This is a genomic window from Saccharothrix variisporea (assembly GCF_003634995.1).
Taxonomy (GTDB): domain Bacteria; phylum Actinomycetota; class Actinomycetes; order Mycobacteriales; family Pseudonocardiaceae; genus Actinosynnema; species Actinosynnema variisporeum.
In genome coordinates this window covers 5638608-5653939 of record NZ_RBXR01000001.1, presented here as the reverse complement: position 1 = coordinate 5653939, position 15332 = coordinate 5638608, and the positions used below count along the sequence as shown (strand labels likewise).

19 protein-coding genes and 3 tRNA genes are annotated in these 15332 nt (G+C 73.3%); 10 read left to right on the top strand and 12 right to left on the bottom strand.

The features are described 5' to 3' along the window. Positions 1 to 132 precede the first annotated feature (132 nt). The 4 genes from DFJ66_RS25640 to DFJ66_RS25625 all read left to right on the top strand — a co-directional run bounded on the left by DFJ66_RS25640 (position 133) and on the right by DFJ66_RS25625 (position 4508). Positions 133 to 2325 carry an FtsX-like permease family protein gene (locus tag DFJ66_RS25640; RefSeq protein ID WP_121224557.1) on the top strand — a complete coding sequence of 731 codons (2193 nt, stop codon included), beginning with the start codon at positions 133 to 135 and terminating at the stop codon, positions 2323 to 2325. Positions 2326 to 2424: 99 nt separating this feature from the next. Further along, positions 2425 to 2967: an RNA polymerase sigma factor gene (locus DFJ66_RS25635; protein WP_121224555.1), complete on the top strand. Its 543-nt coding sequence runs from the start codon at positions 2425 to 2427 to the stop codon at positions 2965 to 2967. Next, positions 2964 to 3383 carry a hypothetical protein gene (locus DFJ66_RS25630; protein ID WP_121224553.1) on the top strand — a complete coding sequence of 140 codons (420 nt, stop codon included), beginning with the start codon at positions 2964 to 2966 and terminating at the stop codon, positions 3381 to 3383. Before DFJ66_RS25635 ends, DFJ66_RS25630 begins: the two co-directional genes overlap by 4 nt. A 249-nt stretch (positions 3384 to 3632) precedes the next feature. Beyond that, entirely contained in the window at positions 3633 to 4508 is an 876-nt protein-coding gene (locus tag DFJ66_RS25625) for a hypothetical protein (protein WP_121224551.1), read from the top strand. A gap of 336 nt (positions 4509 to 4844) precedes the next feature. Here DFJ66_RS25625 and yczR read toward each other — a convergent pair whose 3' ends face one another. Next, complete coding sequence (yczR, locus tag DFJ66_RS25620; protein WP_121224548.1) at positions 4845 to 6305, bottom strand: MocR-like transcription factor YczR; 1461 nt, start codon at positions 6303 to 6305, stop codon at positions 4845 to 4847. A gap of 61 nt (positions 6306 to 6366) precedes the next feature. Between yczR and yczE the strand changes: the two genes are divergently transcribed. Beyond that, entirely contained in the window at positions 6367 to 7002 is a 636-nt protein-coding gene (gene yczE / locus DFJ66_RS25615) for a membrane protein YczE (protein ID WP_121224546.1), read from the top strand. Between the two features lie 35 nt (positions 7003 to 7037). Here yczE and DFJ66_RS25610 read toward each other — a convergent pair whose 3' ends face one another. Both DFJ66_RS25610 and DFJ66_RS25605 read right to left on the bottom strand, forming a co-directional pair. Beyond that, positions 7038 to 7571 (bottom strand): Clp protease N-terminal domain-containing protein, encoded by a 534-nt coding sequence (locus DFJ66_RS25610; protein ID WP_121224544.1) that lies wholly within the window; start codon positions 7569 to 7571, stop codon positions 7038 to 7040. Beyond that, positions 7568 to 7780, bottom strand: a complete 213-nt coding sequence (locus DFJ66_RS25605) for a helix-turn-helix domain-containing protein (protein ID WP_121224542.1) — start codon at positions 7778 to 7780, stop codon at positions 7568 to 7570. Before DFJ66_RS25605 ends, DFJ66_RS25610 begins: the two co-directional genes overlap by 4 nt. Before the next feature lie 63 nt (positions 7781 to 7843). On the opposite strand from DFJ66_RS25605, the gene DFJ66_RS25600 reads away from it, so the two are divergent. After that, complete coding sequence (locus DFJ66_RS25600; RefSeq protein WP_121224540.1) at positions 7844 to 8572, top strand: protein phosphatase 2C domain-containing protein; 729 nt, start codon at positions 7844 to 7846, stop codon at positions 8570 to 8572. 47 nt (positions 8573 to 8619) lie between these two features. On the opposite strand, the gene DFJ66_RS25595 is transcribed toward DFJ66_RS25600, so the two are convergent. The 6 genes from DFJ66_RS25595 to DFJ66_RS25570 form a co-directional block, all read right to left on the bottom strand. Next, positions 8620 to 8693: transfer RNA gene (locus tag DFJ66_RS25595), tRNA-Phe, on the bottom strand. A gap of 36 nt (positions 8694 to 8729) precedes the next feature. Continuing rightward, positions 8730 to 8803: transfer RNA gene (locus DFJ66_RS25590), tRNA-Asp, on the bottom strand. A 22-nt stretch (positions 8804 to 8825) separates the two neighbouring features. Beyond that, a tRNA-Glu gene (locus DFJ66_RS25585) sits at positions 8826 to 8898 on the bottom strand. Between the two features lie 153 nt (positions 8899 to 9051). Further along, on the bottom strand, positions 9052 to 9783 hold the full coding sequence (locus tag DFJ66_RS25580; RefSeq protein WP_121224538.1) for an SCO6745 family protein: 732 nt from the start codon (positions 9781 to 9783) through the stop codon (positions 9052 to 9054). Positions 9784 to 9795: 12 nt separating this feature from the next. Beyond that, positions 9796 to 10431, bottom strand: a complete 636-nt coding sequence (locus DFJ66_RS25575; protein WP_121231733.1) for a ScbR family autoregulator-binding transcription factor — start codon at positions 10429 to 10431, stop codon at positions 9796 to 9798. A gap of 208 nt (positions 10432 to 10639) precedes the next feature. Continuing rightward, on the bottom strand, positions 10640 to 10882 hold the full coding sequence (locus DFJ66_RS25570) for a hypothetical protein (RefSeq protein WP_121224536.1): 243 nt from the start codon (positions 10880 to 10882) through the stop codon (positions 10640 to 10642). A 166-nt stretch (positions 10883 to 11048) separates the two neighbouring features. On the opposite strand from DFJ66_RS25570, the gene DFJ66_RS42975 reads away from it, so the two are divergent. The 3 genes from DFJ66_RS42975 (at position 11049) to DFJ66_RS25545 (ending at position 12396) form a co-directional block, all read left to right on the top strand. Next, a complete protein-coding gene (locus DFJ66_RS42975) occupies positions 11049 to 11561 on the top strand; it encodes a hypothetical protein (RefSeq protein WP_170199655.1) in 513 nt (170 codons plus the stop codon). 41 nt (positions 11562 to 11602) lie between these two features. Next, positions 11603 to 11809 carry a heavy-metal-associated domain-containing protein gene (locus DFJ66_RS25555; RefSeq protein ID WP_121224531.1) on the top strand — a complete coding sequence of 69 codons (207 nt, stop codon included), beginning with the start codon at positions 11603 to 11605 and terminating at the stop codon, positions 11807 to 11809. Between the two features lie 278 nt (positions 11810 to 12087). Continuing rightward, on the top strand, positions 12088 to 12396 hold the full coding sequence (locus DFJ66_RS25545) for a hypothetical protein (protein WP_121224527.1): 309 nt from the start codon (positions 12088 to 12090) through the stop codon (positions 12394 to 12396). A 63-nt stretch (positions 12397 to 12459) separates the two neighbouring features. On the opposite strand, the gene DFJ66_RS25540 is transcribed toward DFJ66_RS25545, so the two are convergent. From DFJ66_RS25540 to DFJ66_RS25530, 3 genes are all read right to left on the bottom strand, one after another. Then, complete coding sequence (locus DFJ66_RS25540; RefSeq protein ID WP_121224525.1) at positions 12460 to 12663, bottom strand: cold-shock protein; 204 nt, start codon at positions 12661 to 12663, stop codon at positions 12460 to 12462. Between the two features lie 198 nt (positions 12664 to 12861). After that, complete coding sequence (locus DFJ66_RS25535; RefSeq protein ID WP_121224523.1) at positions 12862 to 13689, bottom strand: glutamate ABC transporter substrate-binding protein; 828 nt, start codon at positions 13687 to 13689, stop codon at positions 12862 to 12864. A gap of 162 nt (positions 13690 to 13851) precedes the next feature. Continuing rightward, positions 13852 to 14691 (bottom strand): oxygenase MpaB family protein, encoded by an 840-nt coding sequence (locus DFJ66_RS25530; protein WP_121224521.1) that lies wholly within the window; start codon positions 14689 to 14691, stop codon positions 13852 to 13854. A gap of 127 nt (positions 14692 to 14818) precedes the next feature. Between DFJ66_RS25530 and DFJ66_RS25525 the strand changes: the two genes are divergently transcribed. Continuing rightward, entirely contained in the window at positions 14819 to 15319 is a 501-nt protein-coding gene (locus DFJ66_RS25525) for a hypothetical protein (RefSeq protein WP_121224519.1), read from the top strand. Positions 15320 to 15332 lie beyond the last annotated feature (13 nt).

Sequence of the window (15332 nt, the reverse complement as noted above, 5' to 3'; positions counted from 1 at the left end):
GGTGCCGCCGCCCCTCTCCTCCGGGCGGCGGCACCCACCTCCGGGCCACCAAAACCGCCCCTCGTGCGTCTACACCTGTGTGGGGGTCGAGTGGCGAGGGCTGACGGGAGCCGACTGTCGGGGACGGCTCTCGTGAGGTGGGTCGCCGACCTGGTCCTCGGGGTCCGACTGGCTGTCGGGGGCAGCCGGACCTCGTGGGCCAGGTTGGCGCTCACGGCCGCCGGGGTGGGGCTGGGCGTGGTCGTGCTGCTGCTCGCGGCCTCGGTCGGGCCGGCCCGGGAGGCCAAGTCCGAGCGGGTGCGCGCGGCGGCCCCGGTCGCCGCCGGGGACGGGGCTGGGCTGCGGGCGCGGGACGTCGTCGTGTCGTGGCAGGGGCGGCGGATCGTCGGCGTCGAGGTGGCCGCCTCCCGGGCCGACGCGCCCACCCCGCCCGGCGTGGGCCGACTGCCGCAGCCCGGCGAGGTCGTGGTGTCACCGGAGCTGCTGGACCTGATCCGGACCGACGACTCGGTGCGGGCGCGCTTCCCCGAACGGGTGATCGGGGTGATCGCCGACGCGGGTCTGCCGCGCCCGAAGTCGCTGTTGTTCTACGCGGGCCTGCGCAACACCGAGGGGGCCGCGCCGGTGGCCGGGTTCGGCGGCGACGGGCCGAGGGCGACGCTGCTGCCCGCCTACCGGCTGCTGGTGCTCGGGGCGATCGGGGCGCTGCTGGTCCCGCTGGCCATCTTCGTGCTGGTCGCCACCCGCCTGGGCGCGACCGGCCGCGACCGGCGGCTGGCGGCGATCCGGCTGGTCGGCGCGAGTCGGGCGCAGGTGCGGCGCATCGCCTGCGGCGAGACGCTGACCGGGGCCGTGCTGGGGCTGCTGGTCGGGGTGGCGTTGTTCTTCGCGGCCCGGCCGCTGGCCCGGTTCATCGAGGTCGAGGGGGTCGGGTTCTTCCCCACGGACCTGCTGCCCGACCCGCTGCTCGGCGCGCTCATCGCGGTCGGGGTGCCGGTGGTCGCGGTGGCGTCGGCGCTGGTCGCGCTGCGGACGGTGGACATCGGGCCGCTGGGCCTGCACCGGGCCGCGCCCACGCCCGCCCGCCGCGCCTGGTGGCGGTTCACGCTGCTGGGCGCGGGTGCGGTGGTGCTGGTGGTGGTGTCGGTGGTCGGGTCGTTCGAGGAGGTCCTGGCCGACTCGGCGACGGCGGCCGGCCTGGGCGCGGGGATCGTGCTGGTGCTCGCGGGGACCGGGGCGGTGCTGCCGTGGCTGGTCGGGCGGGTCGTGCGCGGCCTGCACCCGGAGGCCGTCGCGCCGATGCTGGCCGTGCGCGGTCTGCGGTTCGACGCGGCCACCCCGCGCGTCCTGGCCGGGGTCGTCGTGGTGCTCACCGGGTCGCTGACGCTCCAGGTCCTGCTCGGCGTCGCCGCGCGGGTCACCGCCGCCACCGAGCTCGAGTCCCGCGCCGAGCCCGACCGGTGGGTCCTGGACGTCGCCGAGCACACCCCGGTCCGGTCGCTGGAGGAGGCGATCGCGCTGGTCGGCGGCGTGCGGCGGGTCAGCGAGGTGCGCACCCTCGCACCGCGCGGCGAACTGGCCGTGCGGGTGGTCGGCACCGACTGCGCGGAACTCGCCGACCGCCTCGGGGTCACCGACTGCGCTCCCGGGGCCGCCTACCGCACGGCCGGCACCACGGGCATCCCCGCGCCCGGCACGCGCCTGACCGTCGGCGACCGGACGTGGGTCGTCCCGCCGCACCGCGAGGTGCCCGGCACGGCGCCGGGGTTGTTCGTCGCGAGCGGCGCGGACCCGGTGCTGGACGCCGTGCCGCCCGACGAACTGGTCGTGGTCGGGCCGCCGGACCGGGCGTTCGGGGACAGCCTGCTCGCCGCGACCGGCCGCGTGGACCGTGCGGTGGTGCTGCTGGCGACCGCGCGGGCGGGCCAGGTGGAGCTGTTCACGTCGTTGCGCAGCGGGGTGATCGGCGGGTCGGTGCTGCTGACCCTGCTGGCCGTGGTGGGCCTGGCGGCGGCGGCCGTCGACCAGGTGTGGGAACGCCGGCGGCACACCGCGGTCCTCGCGGCGAACGGGGTCCCGCACCGCACGCTGGCCGCCGCCGCGCTGTGGCAAGCGGCGATCCCGACCGCGCTGGGCATCGCCCTGGCGCTCCCGGTCGGCCTGGGCGCGGCGTGGCTGGTCGTGCCCGCGGTCCTGTTCCGCGTCGGCTGGGTCGAACTGGCGACCACGGTCGCCGGCGCGGTGGCGGTCGTGGTGGTCGTGTCGCTGTGCACGCTGCCGGCCCTGCGCCACGCGATCCGGCCGACGAGCCTCAGGACCGAGTGAAAGCGCACGTAGACGCCCCGATTGACGCTCCAGTTCCCAGTTCCACACCATCGTGCGGCGCGCGGTATCCCGGCACTGCGAGCGATCCTCACGTGGAACATGTGCGATCTGTCCAACGCCGCATTGCTGGCCTCGGCCCGCCTCGGCGACCACGCGGCCTGGCACGAACTGGTCCGCCGCCACCTGCGCCTGGTGTGGGCCGTGGCCCGGTCGTTCCGCCTGACCCGCGACGACGCCGCCGACGTCGCCCAGGCCACCTGGCTGGTCCTGGCGGAGAACCTGACCACGATCCGCCACCCCGAGCGCCTCACCGCGTGGCTGGTCACCACCGCCCGCCGGGAGAGCCTGGCCGTCCTGCGCACGAGGTCCCGCGAGGAACCCGCCGACCTGCGCCCGCCGGACACGGCACCGAGCCCCGAGGACACCGCCGAGGCCGCCGACACCGGCACCCGCCTGTGGCACGCCTACCGGACCCTCCCCGCCCGCTGCCGCCGACTGCTGCACCTGATCGCCCACGCGCCGGACCTGACCTACCCCGAACTCGCGCAGGCCACGGGCATCCCGGCGAACAGCCTGGGCCCCACCCGGCACCGCTGCCTGGCCGTCCTGCGCCGCCGCCTCACCGCGGAGGCCGTCCGATGACCGCGACCCTGTCCGACCTGGACCTGCTCGCCCTCCTCGCGGACCTGCTCGACCGGATCGACCCGGTCCCGGAGTTCGTCGTCCGGCAGGCGGAAGCCGCTCTCGTCACGTCCACCGGCGCGGTCCTGGCGCGACTGATCACCGACTCCGCCCACACCGCTCCCGCACCCACGACCCGCACGCTCCGCTTCACCGCCTTGGACGTGGTCCTGGAACCCGCCCTCGGCGGCCTGCACGCCACCGGCTTCGCGCGCACCGGCACGACGCTGCACACCCACTGGCCCACCGGCTCACTCGCGACCCCGCTCGGACCGGGCGGCTTCTTCCACGTCGACCACGTGCCGTCCGGACCGCTGAAGTTCGTGCTGCGCCAAGAGGGTGCACCGGACACCGCCACCCGGTGGTTCGTCTCGTGACCCGTCCAAAAGCGAGGGTCGTTCGGGTCCGGTGTCCACTCCGGACATCGGCGGTCACTCGATCCGTTGAACACGACGGACGGTGTTCACGGACGGGCGCGACAACCCGGACAGCCGCACGGCACCGCCCTTCCGAGTGGGTTCCGTGGCATATCGTTCGAAAAAGCGGTGACCAGTGCTAGACATAGCAGAACGTCGACCTCGAACGGTCCGTCCCGTTCGCCGTACCCGGAACGGTGGTGATCTCCAGTGGCAGTCTCCGACGCGGCGCGCCGCAGCGGATCGCTGCTGCTCCGGGCGCTGGCCGTGGGCGGGTTCGCGGTGACCGCCTGGCTGCTGTCCGGCGGGGTCGCGGCGGCCGACGACCAGGACCACCCGGACGTGGTGTCGAACCCACTCGACGCGGTGAACCTAGCGGTCGACCAGCAGCAGACGGCGACCGAGCTGCTGGACGTGCTCGCCGCCCGCTCCCCGGTCGACCTGCCCCCGCACGTCGTGGTGCCCGCGCACGCCCTGACCGCGCCCGCCCTGCTCACCCCGCCGGACGCCCTGTCCGTCCCCACGCTGCCGGTCGACATGACCCCGGGCGACGAGCCGGACGAGGACGTCCCGGTCTACTACCAGGACGAGGACACGCGGGACGTCGAGTACAGCCACACCGGCGGCACGCACAGCGCCACCGCCCCCCGGACGATCGCCAACGCGCTGCCGCCCGAGCAGTACGAGGCGAAGGTCGCGGCCAAGGCCGCCGCCCGCCTGGCCGCGCAGGCCCCGCCGGCGGAACCGGAGCCGGCCGCACCGCCGGCCGCGGTCCACCAGGACGCCGCACCCGCCCAGGCGGTACCGCGCCAGCCCGCCGCCGAACCGGACGGCACCACTCCCACCTGGGAGAACCCGCAGCCCTTCACGCCGACGCCCGCTCCCCAGCAGGCGCCCGCGCCCACCGCCCCGACCTCGGCGTCGGCGAGCGGCCACGACGGGTCCCAAGGCCACCGCGGTGGCGTGATCTCGTCGTACACCGGTCAGGACAGATTCGCCCCGCCCACCCTGTGGCAGGTCGAGCAGCGCGACGACCGGCGCGCACCCGGCAGCGTCCCCGGCCTGCCGAGCACGTCACCCGACTGAGTTACGCGGGACCCGTCTGCCCTCGACACGCCGAGGGCACTTCTCCGGGACCTCGCGCGCCCTCGTGCGCCACCCGGACAGCACACCGGTCCGTCTCGCCACCTCCCCACCCGCACCACCCCCCAGGCTTCCCGTCCTGCCGACCGCGCCCCGGCAGGAGCGGGTACGGCCCCGTCGTCGCACTGCCCCTGCGGCGACGGGGTCCCGGAGGAACCTGCGGCCGGGGACGCCATCCCTGGAGCGTCCCCGCCGCAGGTCCAAGGGTTTCCGCCGCCGGCGTCCCGGCCCACCGAGGGGCTGCGCCGGGACGCCGGCGGCGGTAGCAGCACCAGGGGTTCAGGCCACGGGCACGGTGGCGTCGGCCTCGCCGGGCACGCTCGTCCCCGCCACCGACGCGGCCACCAGGCCCAGGCGGCGCACGGACTCCCGCAGCACGTCGGCCGGCTGCACGTACGGCAGCCGCAGCCACCGCTCGAACCCGCCGTGCGCGCCGAACCGGGAACCGGGGGCGAGCCGGATGCCGTGGTTCTGCGCCACCACCGCGACCCGCGTGCTGATCGGGGCGTCGAGCTCGCACCACACGCTGAGCCCGCCCGCCGGCCGCCGGAACCGCCACTGCGGGCAGTGCTCGCGCAGGCCCGCCATCAGCACGTCCCGCTGGGTGGCCAGCAGCGCCCGGCGCTCGGTCAGCACGCGGTCCGCGTCGGCGAGCAGTTCGGCCAGCACCATCTGCTCGACCACGGCGGACCCGAGGTCCAGTGCCGTGCGGGTGGACACGAGCCGGTGCACGACCTCCGGGGTGGCCCGGATCCAGCCGACCCGCAGACCGCCCCAGAACGCCTTGCTGGCCGACCCGAGCGTGATCACCAGGTCCTCGGCGTAGGCGGCCATCGGCGGTGGACCGGCCAGCGGGTCGCCGTCGAGGTCCAGTTCCACCACGGTCTCGTCGACCACGAGCGGGGTGCGGGCGCGGCGGGCGATGTCGGCCAGTTCGGCGCGGCCCTCGGCGTCGAGCCGGTGCGCGGTCGGGTTCTGGAAGTCCAGCACCAGGTACGCCATGCGCGGCGCGGCCTGGCGGAACGCGGCGGCGATGCCCGGCAGGTCCCAGCCGGTCGAGGTCATGGCCACCGGCACGGGGATCGCGGAGACGGACTTGATCGCGTCCAGCGCGTTGGGGTAGCTGGGCTGCTCGACCAGGACCCGGTCACCGGGGCCGGTGAGCAGGCGCAACGCCAGCGCGAGGGCGTGCTGCGCGCCGCTGGTGACGATGATCTGGTCCGGCGAGGTGGGCAGGCCGCGTGCGGCGTACCGGTCGGCGATCGCGCGGCGCAGGTCGAGCAGGCCGTGCTCGTAGTAGCCGTGGTCGGCGAGCTGCTCGGGCAGGCGCAGCCGGACGGCGTCGAACGCGGCGAGCAGGCCCGGGATCGCGGGCGGTGCGGCACGGGCGAAGTCGACCATGCTGTGCCCGAGCAGCGGGGTGTCCGGGACGATGCCCAGCGAGCCGGTGGGCAGGCTGATCCACGACCCCGCGCCGCGCCGGCTGGCGACCAGGCCTTCCTCGCGGAGCTGGTCCAGCGCCGCGGTGATCATGGTGCGGCTGACCGGCAGCGCGTCGGCCAGTTCCCGTTCGGCGGGCAGCCGGGTGCCGGCGGGGAGGCGGCCGTCGAGGACGAGCATCCGGATCGCCGCCGCGAGGTCCGCCGACCCCTGGCGCGCGCCACGTCGACGCCACTCGCCGAGCAGGCGGGCCAATCGGAAGCCGGAAATCCGTCCACCAGGCGGGACGTCGTGGTTCATGAGGCCAATTATTGAACATTGGCTCTGGAAAACAAGGCCAATCGGCGCTCAGGATGGCCACATGCTCGCCGCACTCACCCCGGTCCCCGTCACCGTCGCTCCCACCCGCCGCGTCCCCCAGCTCTTCGCCGGCCTCTGGCTCTACGGGGCGAGCATGGCGCTCCAGATCCGCGCGACCCTCGGTCTGGACCCGTGGGACGTGCTGCACGAGGGCCTGTCCAAGCGGACCGGCCTGTCCTTCGGCACCATCACGATGATCGTCGGCGCGGCGGTGCTGCTGCTGTGGATCCCGCTGCGCCAGCGGCCCGGGGTCGGCACGGTCAGCAACGTCGTGCTGATCGGCGTCTCGGTGGACGTGACGCTGTGGCTGGTGCCCGCCCCGTCCGACCTGGTGGTGCGGGCGGTGTTCCTGGTCGCGGGCATCGTGCTCAACGGGCTGGCCGCCGCCGTCTACATCGGAGCCCGGCTCGGCCCCGGTCCGCGCGACGGCGTGACCACCGGGTTCTGCCGGCGGACCGGGTTGTCGCTGCGCCTGGTCCGGACGGTGGTCGAGGTGACCGTGCTGGCGGCCGGGTGGCTGCTGGGGGGCACGGTCGGCCTCGGCACCGTCCTTTACGCGGTCACCATCGGCCCGCTGACCCAGGCGTTCCTGCCCCGGGTCACCTGGGTCGAGCCCCGGGTCACCGCCGCGCGCTGACCCGCCCCGGTCACCACGGCGTACCGACCCGCCGGTCACCGCCGCGCGCTGACGACCCGCTTGCGCACCTCGGTGTAGTCCACGCCCTTCGCCCGCAGCACCTCGGCCGCGAGACCCCGCCCGGACAGCAGCGCCAGCACCAGGTGCTCCTTGCCGAGCGTCCCGTGGCCGAGGTCGCGCGCCTCGGCCAGGCCGCGCACGAGCGTGTTCTTGGCCGCCGGCGCGAAGGGCAGGTGGTTGCGGAAGAACCGCCTGCGCTTGGGCGCACCACCGGCCAGCACCCCCTCGCCCAGCGACCGCTCCACGGACGCCACCACCTGGTCGACGTCGATGCCGAGCCCGCGCAACGCCTCGGCGTCGGCGTCGCTGAGCCCGCCCTTGCGCCGGGCGTCCCGCAGCGCCGCCTCGACCTCCGCGCGCGGCACGTCGAAGGACGCCAGCACGGGCGTGTCCAGCAGCGCGAGCAGCAGGTGTTCGGCCCCGATGGCGTCGGCGGCGTCCCGGCGGGCCTCCTCGACCGCGTCGAGCACCGCCTGCCGGGCGTCCCTGGTGAACCGTTCCCCGATCATCGCCCGCCCCCGTGCTTCTTGTGGACGGCCTGCCGGCTCACGCCGAGCTCGGCCGCGATCTCCTGCCACGACCAGCCGCGGTTCCGCGCGTTGCGCACCTGGACCGCTTCGAGCTGCTCGAGCAGCCGGCGCAACGCGCTGACCGCCCGGAGCCCGACGCGCGGGTCCTGGTCGCCCGCCGCCGAGGCCAGTTCCGTCGCCTCCGTCATGCCGTCAACTTTGGTTGACAACTCCGCTCCTGTCAACCCCGGTTGACACTAGGCTCGAAGACGATGCCCGAGATCACCACCGCCGAACGCGCCGGCGTCGGCCTCGACGGCCTGCCCCGCCCCACCGAGGACCGGATCGTCGTCCTGGACAACGCCGTGGTCGTCCTGGACGGCGCCACCTCGCCCACCCCGACCGACCGCGACGGCGGCTGGCACTCCCGCGCCCTGGCCGCCGAACTGACGTCCCTCCGCGGCGACCTGGCCGACGAGCTCGCCGCCGCCATCCGGCGCCTGGCCGACCGCCACGGACTCGTCCCCGGCGACTCCCCGTCCAGCACGGTCGCGATGGTCCGCTGGACCGACGACACCGTGGACGCCCTCGTCCTCGCGGACAGCCCGGTCGTCACTTTCGGGTCCGATGTGGACGTCCTCGCCGACCACCGCCTCCGGGACCTGCGCGGAAAAGTGACCCGGATCACGGACTGGCGCAACCGCGAAGGCGGGTTCTGGGTGGCCGAGGCGGACCCGGCGGCGGCGTACCGGGCGGTGCGGCGGACCTGGCGACGTGACGAGGTGCACACCGTGCTGCTGGCGACCGACGGCGTCTCGTGCGGAGTGGACGACTACGGCTTGTTCGCGAATTGGCGGGAAGTGTTGGAGATCACGCTCGCAAAAGGACCCGAAGCGGTGCTGGACCGGATCCGCGAAGCCGAGGCGAGCGATCCGGAACGCACCCGCTGGCGTCGTTCCAAAGTGCACGACGACCAAGCCCTCGCGGTCATCCGCTGGTAGAAAAGCGAAAAACCCACCCGGGAATCCGAGTGGGTTTTTCGCGAGTGTGGCCAGGGGCGGGGTCGAACCGCCGACCTACCGCTTTTCAGGCGGTCGCTCGTACCAACTGAGCTACCTGGCCAGGTATGCGGCTCGGCCGAACAGCCGAACAGCCTTGCGACCCAGACGGGACTTGAACCCGCGACCTTCGCCGTGACAGGGCGACGCGCTAACCAACTGCGCCACTGGGCCTTGCTTTTCCTACTGTACTACGTGCCCCCAACGGGATTCGAACCCGCGCTACCGCCTTGAAAGGGCGGGGTCCTAGGCCGCTAGACGATGGGGACCAGTTCCTCCGGCAGCCCTTGGGCCACCTTCTTCCCAGGCCCTCCACGCTGTCCGGTGGAAGCATCGTAAGCATAGGGCACAGGTACCAGCTACTCCAAAACGGGGGTGGCACAAGTCGTTGACCTGCGATTCCACCCCCGTTCGGCGGCCGGTCAGCCCAGCGCGAGGAGGCCTTCGGCGAACTCCTCGCGCTCCGCGGGGCTCAAGACGGCCAGCACTTCGTCGAACCGGTCGTCGGTCAGCCGCTCGGCGTCGCGCCACCGGGCCGCCAGGTCGTCCCGGCCCTCGACGGAGGCGAGGAGCGCCTCGGCGTCCTCGGGGAGCCACCCGGTGCGCATGAGCCGACCGCGACCACCGCCGGGGTCCAGGGCGACGGCCTGGGTGACGCTCAGGCCGACCGCGCGCAGCGCCGCGAAGTGCAGGCCGCCGCGCAGTTCGCGCAGGAGCATCAGGACGTGGCCCAGGCGGGCGGGGCCGTCCTCGGGGCGCGGGGCGTCCCGCCAGCCGCGGAACAGCGCCAGCCCGGACGAGTCGGCGGCGTCGGCGGCGGTGAAGCCGAGCTTGGCCAGGCGGTCGGGGTCGTCCGCCCCGGTGAGCGCGGTGCGCGACCAGTCCCAGCAGGCGCCGAGGTAGGCCTCGACCGCCCGCTCGGCGGGGAAGCCGCGCACGAGCGCCCGCTCGACCAGCCACTCGGGGAAGATGCCGATCAGGGCCGCCACGACGCCGGGTCCGGGGTCGCCCAGGACGGCGGTCCGACCGCGGAAGTACAGCGTGCGCGGAGGCAGCCCGGCGGCCTGCTCCCGGGCGGCGAGCTCGGGTGACACCATGAACGCGCCGCCCAGTCTGACCAGCGGTTCCCTGGTTCGTTCAGCGACGGAACTCATTCTGTAACAGTGTCACAAAACTTGCCGGTCGGCAAACATCCGAAGTACGGAGGCAGTCCACTCGTCGGTGGCCAGTCCCGGCAGGACGAACCGCCACACCTCGCGCATCCGCTCCGGGTAGTCGGCGCAGCGCGAGGTGGCGCTGGAGATCAACCGGGCGCCGAGGGCGGCGGAGGTGAGCATCCGCGCGGCCGCCTCCGGGTCCACGCCGGACCGCAGCTGGCCCGCGTCCCCGGCGGCGGCCAGGAGGTCGGCCAGGACCTTCTCCCAGCGCAGGTGCGCGGAGGCCAGGCCGGGGTAGCCCAGCTCGCGGTCCGCGGCGAGCCGGACGCCGGCGCGCAGCACGACGTCCCGCGACAGCAGCGACACGGCCTCGTCGAACAGGCCGACGAGCGTGCTCAGGGGGTCGATGGCACGGTCGCGCCACCGGTCGGCCAGGCGCGGCCAGGTGTCGTCCTGGATCTGGACGATCGCCGCCGCCAGCGCTTCCTTGGACGTGAAGTGGAAGTAGAACGCGCCCTTGGTGACGCCGCTGCGCTCCAGGATGGCGCTCAGCGGCGCGGCGTCGTAGCCGACGCGGTCGAACTCCTCGGCGGCAGCGCGGAGGATGGCCTCGCGGGTGGCCAGCGCACGGTGCTGCGGGGACATCACAGGCTCCGAGTGGTCGGTGCGGTGCGGTGCGTGCACAGCCTTCGCGCCGGCGCGCCGGTGCGCAAGCACGTCCGCCCGGAGACCTCCGCGGGAACCGCCGCGTGAATTGCTCCGAAAAAGACCGCTCGGTATGTTTCGAAGCGGCCCACCCGAGACGCGCTACCCCGGGGGGTGCGCGTGTCGGGCGGGCCCCTTCACCTACGGCTTACCGCTGAACGGGCGGCGGGCCGCCGTCCTCGCCCGGAGACAGCCCGAGCATGTCGAGCAGCAGCCGGCAGTCCTCGGCGCTGGTCGCGCCCCGGGCCACCGACAAGCGGGCCCGGTGGACCTGCTCGTCCGAGATCCGCGAGGGTTCACCGGTCCGCTGCGCGGGCACCCCACCGCCCGGCCTCGACATGATGTCGTCCTGGTTCCACAGGAACTGACGCACTTCTAGGGACCCGCTCATGACGCCTCCCCGACTTGAGGTTGGCGCGAGGCTAAGCGAGCCCGTCGAACCACCGCAGCCCCCCGCAGAGTGATTCCAAGACAACGGAGTGTCACTTTCCGTGTAAACCACTTGGTGTCAAGCGGCCCGTGATGTGCTTGGCGCGAACAAGCGAGAGGGTGGACCCATGACCGAGCCGACCGCGGACCGAGCCGCCGAGCCGACCGCACCCGAGCCCGCCGACGCCCCGGCGGAACCGACCGCGCGCACCGCCGAAGCCCCCACGCCGGCCGCGCCCGCCGCCGAAGCCGCCGAACCGGCCGCGCCCGGCCCCGAGGCCGCCGAGCCGGCAGCGCCCGCCCCCGAGGCCGCCGAACCGGCCGCGCCGGCCGCCGAGCCCGCCGCGCCGCAAGCCGAAGTCGCGCCTGAAGTCCCCGAAGCCGAGGCCGAAGTCTCGGCGGCGGCCGACGTGACCGCCACCGGGGCCGTCGGACCGGGTGGGATGCCGGCAGTCGACCCGCAGCTGCTGTTCGGCAGCCTGAACCTCGCCGCCATCGAGGCCGACATCGAGGCCATGATGAGCGACAAGATGTCCGAGCTGGACGGCATGCTCGCCGGCCTGGAGGAGCTCGTCGGCCGGTTGGAGAGCGAGATCACGAGCCTGGAGACCCCGCCACCCGACGACACCACTACCCCGTAGGGGTATCCTCGGAAGACGCACCGGTTCGAGAGGAAACCACCATGTCCGTCACCACCTACACCGTCAGCGGCATGACCTGCGGGCACTGCGTCAGCTCCGTGACCGAGGAGCTCACCGCCGTGGACGGCGTCACCGGCGTCGACGTCGAGCTCGCCACCGGCGCGGTCACCGTGACCAGCACCCGTGAGCTGGGCCACGACGAGGTGAAGGCCGCCGTCACCGAGGCGGGGTACACGCTCGTCGGCTGACGCCGACGTCGGCGGGTCGTGGGGATCTCCCCGGATCGGCCCGGAAGCCGTGGCCCGGCAACGCTGTGCGCGCGCTGAAGAATCTGGGCGAACCCACTCCCCAGGTCCCGGTGCACGTGCAACAATCCGAATTGCTGACACACCCCCGGTCAGCGCCTGTGGAGATCCCCTCCGGCCCCCGCGTTCCTCCCCCTGGCGCGGGGGCCTCTCCGTGCACACGGTTGTGACCCACGCCACAGTTTGGCGCGTTCCGCAACTCAACCGTTATCGTTGCCGCCGTGCCTCTTGGATCCCTAGGACGCTCGAAATCCGGCCGGCATCGGCCTCCCGCCAAGGAGCAGGAGGAGATCCTGCCGGACGAGGAGCTGACCTCGTACCTCGCGGCGCTGGCCCCGGACCCCGACGTCGAGACGACCGCGTCCGGCAGCAGCTTCGGCAACGCGCAGGTCTACCAGCTCCGCCTCCAGCTCATGGCCAACGAGCAGCTGAAGGAGCTGGCCGCCGAGCGGCAGACGTCCCCGCAGGCCCTGGCCACCGAGTGGGTCATGCAGCGCCTGGAGTGGGAAGCCCGCCAGCGCGGCTTCTAGTCCCCCGTCAACGCCGAGAGGCCCCCGACCGCGACCGGTCGGGGGCCTCTCGTGCGAAAGCGATCAGACCTTGCGGACGTTCTGGGCCTGCGGACCCTTCGTGCCCTGGCCGATCTCGAACTCGACGCGCTGGTTCTCCTCCAGGGTGCGGAACCCGCCGCCCTGGATCTCCGAGTAGTGCACGAAGACGTCGGGACCGCCGTTCTCCTGGGCGATGAACCCGAAGCCCTTCTCGGCGTTGAACCACTTGACCGTGCCCAGTGCCATGTACCTGCCTCCATCGCAGGAAAGCTTGGGGCTGCACCGTGCAACCCCGGCCGTCCCGGGGCGTTTCCCCGCCGCCTGCGGCAGGGATGGCACGCCCGCGTGTCGTTCCGCGAGCGTGTGACACGAACACAGAAACCACGGCCTGCGCACGCGAGCGTATCGGGTTGACCACCCGCAGCACTACCACTGAACGCGGGGCTACTTCTCGGTGACCTGCGGGGGATCGGGCAGCTTCACGCCGGACTGGCCGATGTTGCGCTCCAGCGCCTTGCGCCACTCGCCGCTGCCGACCATCTGCTCGATCGCGGAGTTGACCTTGTCACGGCCCGCGGTGTCGCCCTTGGCCAGGCCCACGCCGTAGCGCTCGGTGGTGAAGGTGTCGCCGACCAGCTTGAGCAGCTCGGGGTTCTCGGCCACGTACCCGGCGAGGATGACCTCGTCGGTGGTGACGGCGTCGACGTTGCCCGCGAGCAGCGCGGTCACGCAGTCGGAGTACTGGCCGTACTCGACCAGCTCCACGCCCTGCGCGAACTCGGCCGCGACCTTCTGCGCCGAGGTCGAGCCGGTGACCGAGCACAGCCGCTTGCCGTTGAGGGTCTGCGGTCCGGTGATCTCGTCGTCGGTGTAGCGGACCATGAGGCCCTGGCCGGTCTGGAAGTACGGGCCCGCGAAGGCGACCTTCTCCTTGCGCTTGTCGGTGATGGAGTAGGTGGCGACGACGAAGTCCACGGTCCCGTCGGTGATGAACTTCTCGCGGTCGGCCGAGCGGGCTTCCTTCCACGTGATGCCGGACTCGGGCACGCCGAGCTTGCCCGCCACGTACTTGGCGACCTCCACGTCGAAGCCGACGACCTTGCCGTCCAGGCGGCGCTGCCCGAGGCCCGGCTGGTCGAACCGGATGCCGATGGTGAGCTTGCCGTCGTCGGCCTTGCCCTGGAGCGTGTTGTCGTCCGCGCCGCCGCAGGCTGAGGTCAGGGAGAGAGCGGTGACCGCCGCGATCGCGGGCAGCAGTCGTCGGAACAGCATGGGCTGCGAACCTTCCGGTGCTCGGGTACGCGGTGCGGATCTACGCACCAGACGTGGTTCATGCTAGGCACCGGCATTGAAGATCCTTATGCGACGAAGGTCTCAACAGCGCAATCGACTGGACCGTTCGGAGCACGGATTGGTGTGACGTCGAACAAACCCCTATGGCAGCAGCGAGCGGCGCGGCACGGCGCCCAGGCCGAGCCGCCGGACGGCCCGGTTGACGTGGCCGTCGGGGACGCCCCAGCGGATCGGCGGCGGCACCAGGAGGGCGGCGGCGCGGGCGGCCCGCAACATCGTCGTGGCGACCGGCTCGGGGTAGGGGCGGTGGCCGTGCAGGGCGGTGGCCCACGGCGGCAGCACCGAGTAGGCGAGGTGGCCCAGGAGGGGTTCGTAGGCGTCCAGGCCGAGCCGGAGGAGGCCGGCGACCGGCGGGCGGTGCAGGAACCGGTAGACGACTTCGGAGTCCGCGGTGCGCTTGAGCTCGGGGAGGGTGGCGGTGAAGTAGTCGGCCATGGCGCGGGCGCTGCCGGGCACCTCGTCCGCGTGCAGCCCGACCAGCTCGGCGGTGCGCCGCTGCTCGTCGTAGTACCGGTCGACCTGGGCGTCGGTGAGCCGGTAGCCCGCGCGGCGCACGACCGTCACGAAGGAGTGCACTTCGGCGCAGTGGACCCAGAGCAGCAGCTCCGGGTCGTCGATCCGGAACCGCCGGCCGTGCTCGTCCTCGCCGCGCAGCGCCCGGTGCACCATCCGCACCCTGGCGGCGGCTTCGCGCACCTCGTCGGTGGTGCCGTAGCTGACCGTGCCGACGAAGTTGGCGGTCCGCACGAGCCGGCCCAGGGGGTCTTCGCGGAAGTTGGAGTTCTGCACGACCCCGGCGACCGCGCGCGGGTGCAGGGCCTGGAGGTACAGGCTGGAGATGCCCGCGACCCACATCGCCGGGTCGGCGTGGAGCTGCCACGTCACCGTGCCCGGTCCGAGGATTCCCACATCCGCCGGCATCACCCGATCGTGTCACAACGGTCGGGTCCACCGCACCGGGTGACTCTCGTGTCCCACCCGTAACGAGCGCGGCGACAAGAACGATTCCACGCGGCACCGTGGAGTGCCTTCTGGAGCGGGTACTGGGATGAGCAGACGACTGGCCTTCGCCGGCGCGATCGGCGCCCTGGCGTCCGGGGCGCTGCTGACGCTGGTGATCTCCGTGGACCAGCCACGCCCGGTGGACGTCCGCCGGGTCGACCTGAGCCCGGTCCAGCCGGGCGTCCTCAGCGCCACCCACACCACCACCGTCAACGTGCAGCCGCCCGCCGATCTCCCCGTCTCAACTGGTACGGCGGAACCGAGCCCCGCCGTCCCGGTGACCGCGACCAGCACCCCGGAACCCACCACCACGACGACCGAGCCGCCACCCACGTCCACGGCGAAGAAGAAGCCCAAGGGCAACAACTGCGACGACGGCTACCTCACCGACGGCGTGTGCGTGCCGTGGTTCTTCCCGATGGACCCGCGCGAGGCCTGCGAGTGGCTGCGCGACCAGGGCCTGACCCGGATCGAGGTCCTGGGCCGCGACCGCCACCACCTGGACCTCGACCTCGACGGCGTCGCCTGCGAGTGGGACGGGGACTGACCCCGCCCCGCTC

Coding starts and splice junctions, on each gene's coding strand:
- DFJ66_RS25635 (WP_121224555.1), top strand. CDS start 2,425: ATGTGCGATCTGTCCAACGCCGCATTGCTGGCCTCGGCCCGCCTCGGC.
- DFJ66_RS25630 (WP_121224553.1), top strand. CDS start 2,964: ATGACCGCGACCCTGTCCGACCTGGACCTGCTCGCCCTCCTCGCGGAC.
- yczR (WP_121224548.1), bottom strand. CDS start 6,305: ATGAACCACGACGTCCCGCCTGGTGGACGGATTTCCGGCTTCCGATTG.
- yczE (WP_121224546.1), top strand. CDS start 6,367: ATGCTCGCCGCACTCACCCCGGTCCCCGTCACCGTCGCTCCCACCCGC.
- DFJ66_RS25610 (WP_121224544.1), bottom strand. CDS start 7,571: ATGATCGGGGAACGGTTCACCAGGGACGCCCGGCAGGCGGTGCTCGAC.
- DFJ66_RS25605 (WP_121224542.1), bottom strand. CDS start 7,780: ATGACGGAGGCGACGGAACTGGCCTCGGCGGCGGGCGACCAGGACCCG.
- DFJ66_RS25600 (WP_121224540.1), top strand. CDS start 7,844: ATGCCCGAGATCACCACCGCCGAACGCGCCGGCGTCGGCCTCGACGGC.
- DFJ66_RS25580 (WP_121224538.1), bottom strand. CDS start 9,783: ATGAGTTCCGTCGCTGAACGAACCAGGGAACCGCTGGTCAGACTGGGC.
- DFJ66_RS25575 (WP_121231733.1), bottom strand. CDS start 10,431: ATGTCCCCGCAGCACCGTGCGCTGGCCACCCGCGAGGCCATCCTCCGC.
- DFJ66_RS25570 (WP_121224536.1), bottom strand. CDS start 10,882: ATGAGCGGGTCCCTAGAAGTGCGTCAGTTCCTGTGGAACCAGGACGAC.
- DFJ66_RS42975 (WP_170199655.1), top strand. CDS start 11,049: ATGACCGAGCCGACCGCGGACCGAGCCGCCGAGCCGACCGCACCCGAG.
- DFJ66_RS25555 (WP_121224531.1), top strand. CDS start 11,603: ATGTCCGTCACCACCTACACCGTCAGCGGCATGACCTGCGGGCACTGC.
- DFJ66_RS25540 (WP_121224525.1), bottom strand. CDS start 12,663: ATGGCACTGGGCACGGTCAAGTGGTTCAACGCCGAGAAGGGCTTCGGG.
- DFJ66_RS25535 (WP_121224523.1), bottom strand. CDS start 13,689: ATGCTGTTCCGACGACTGCTGCCCGCGATCGCGGCGGTCACCGCTCTC.
- DFJ66_RS25530 (WP_121224521.1), bottom strand. CDS start 14,691: ATGCCGGCGGATGTGGGAATCCTCGGACCGGGCACGGTGACGTGGCAG.
- DFJ66_RS25525 (WP_121224519.1), top strand. CDS start 14,819: ATGAGCAGACGACTGGCCTTCGCCGGCGCGATCGGCGCCCTGGCGTCC.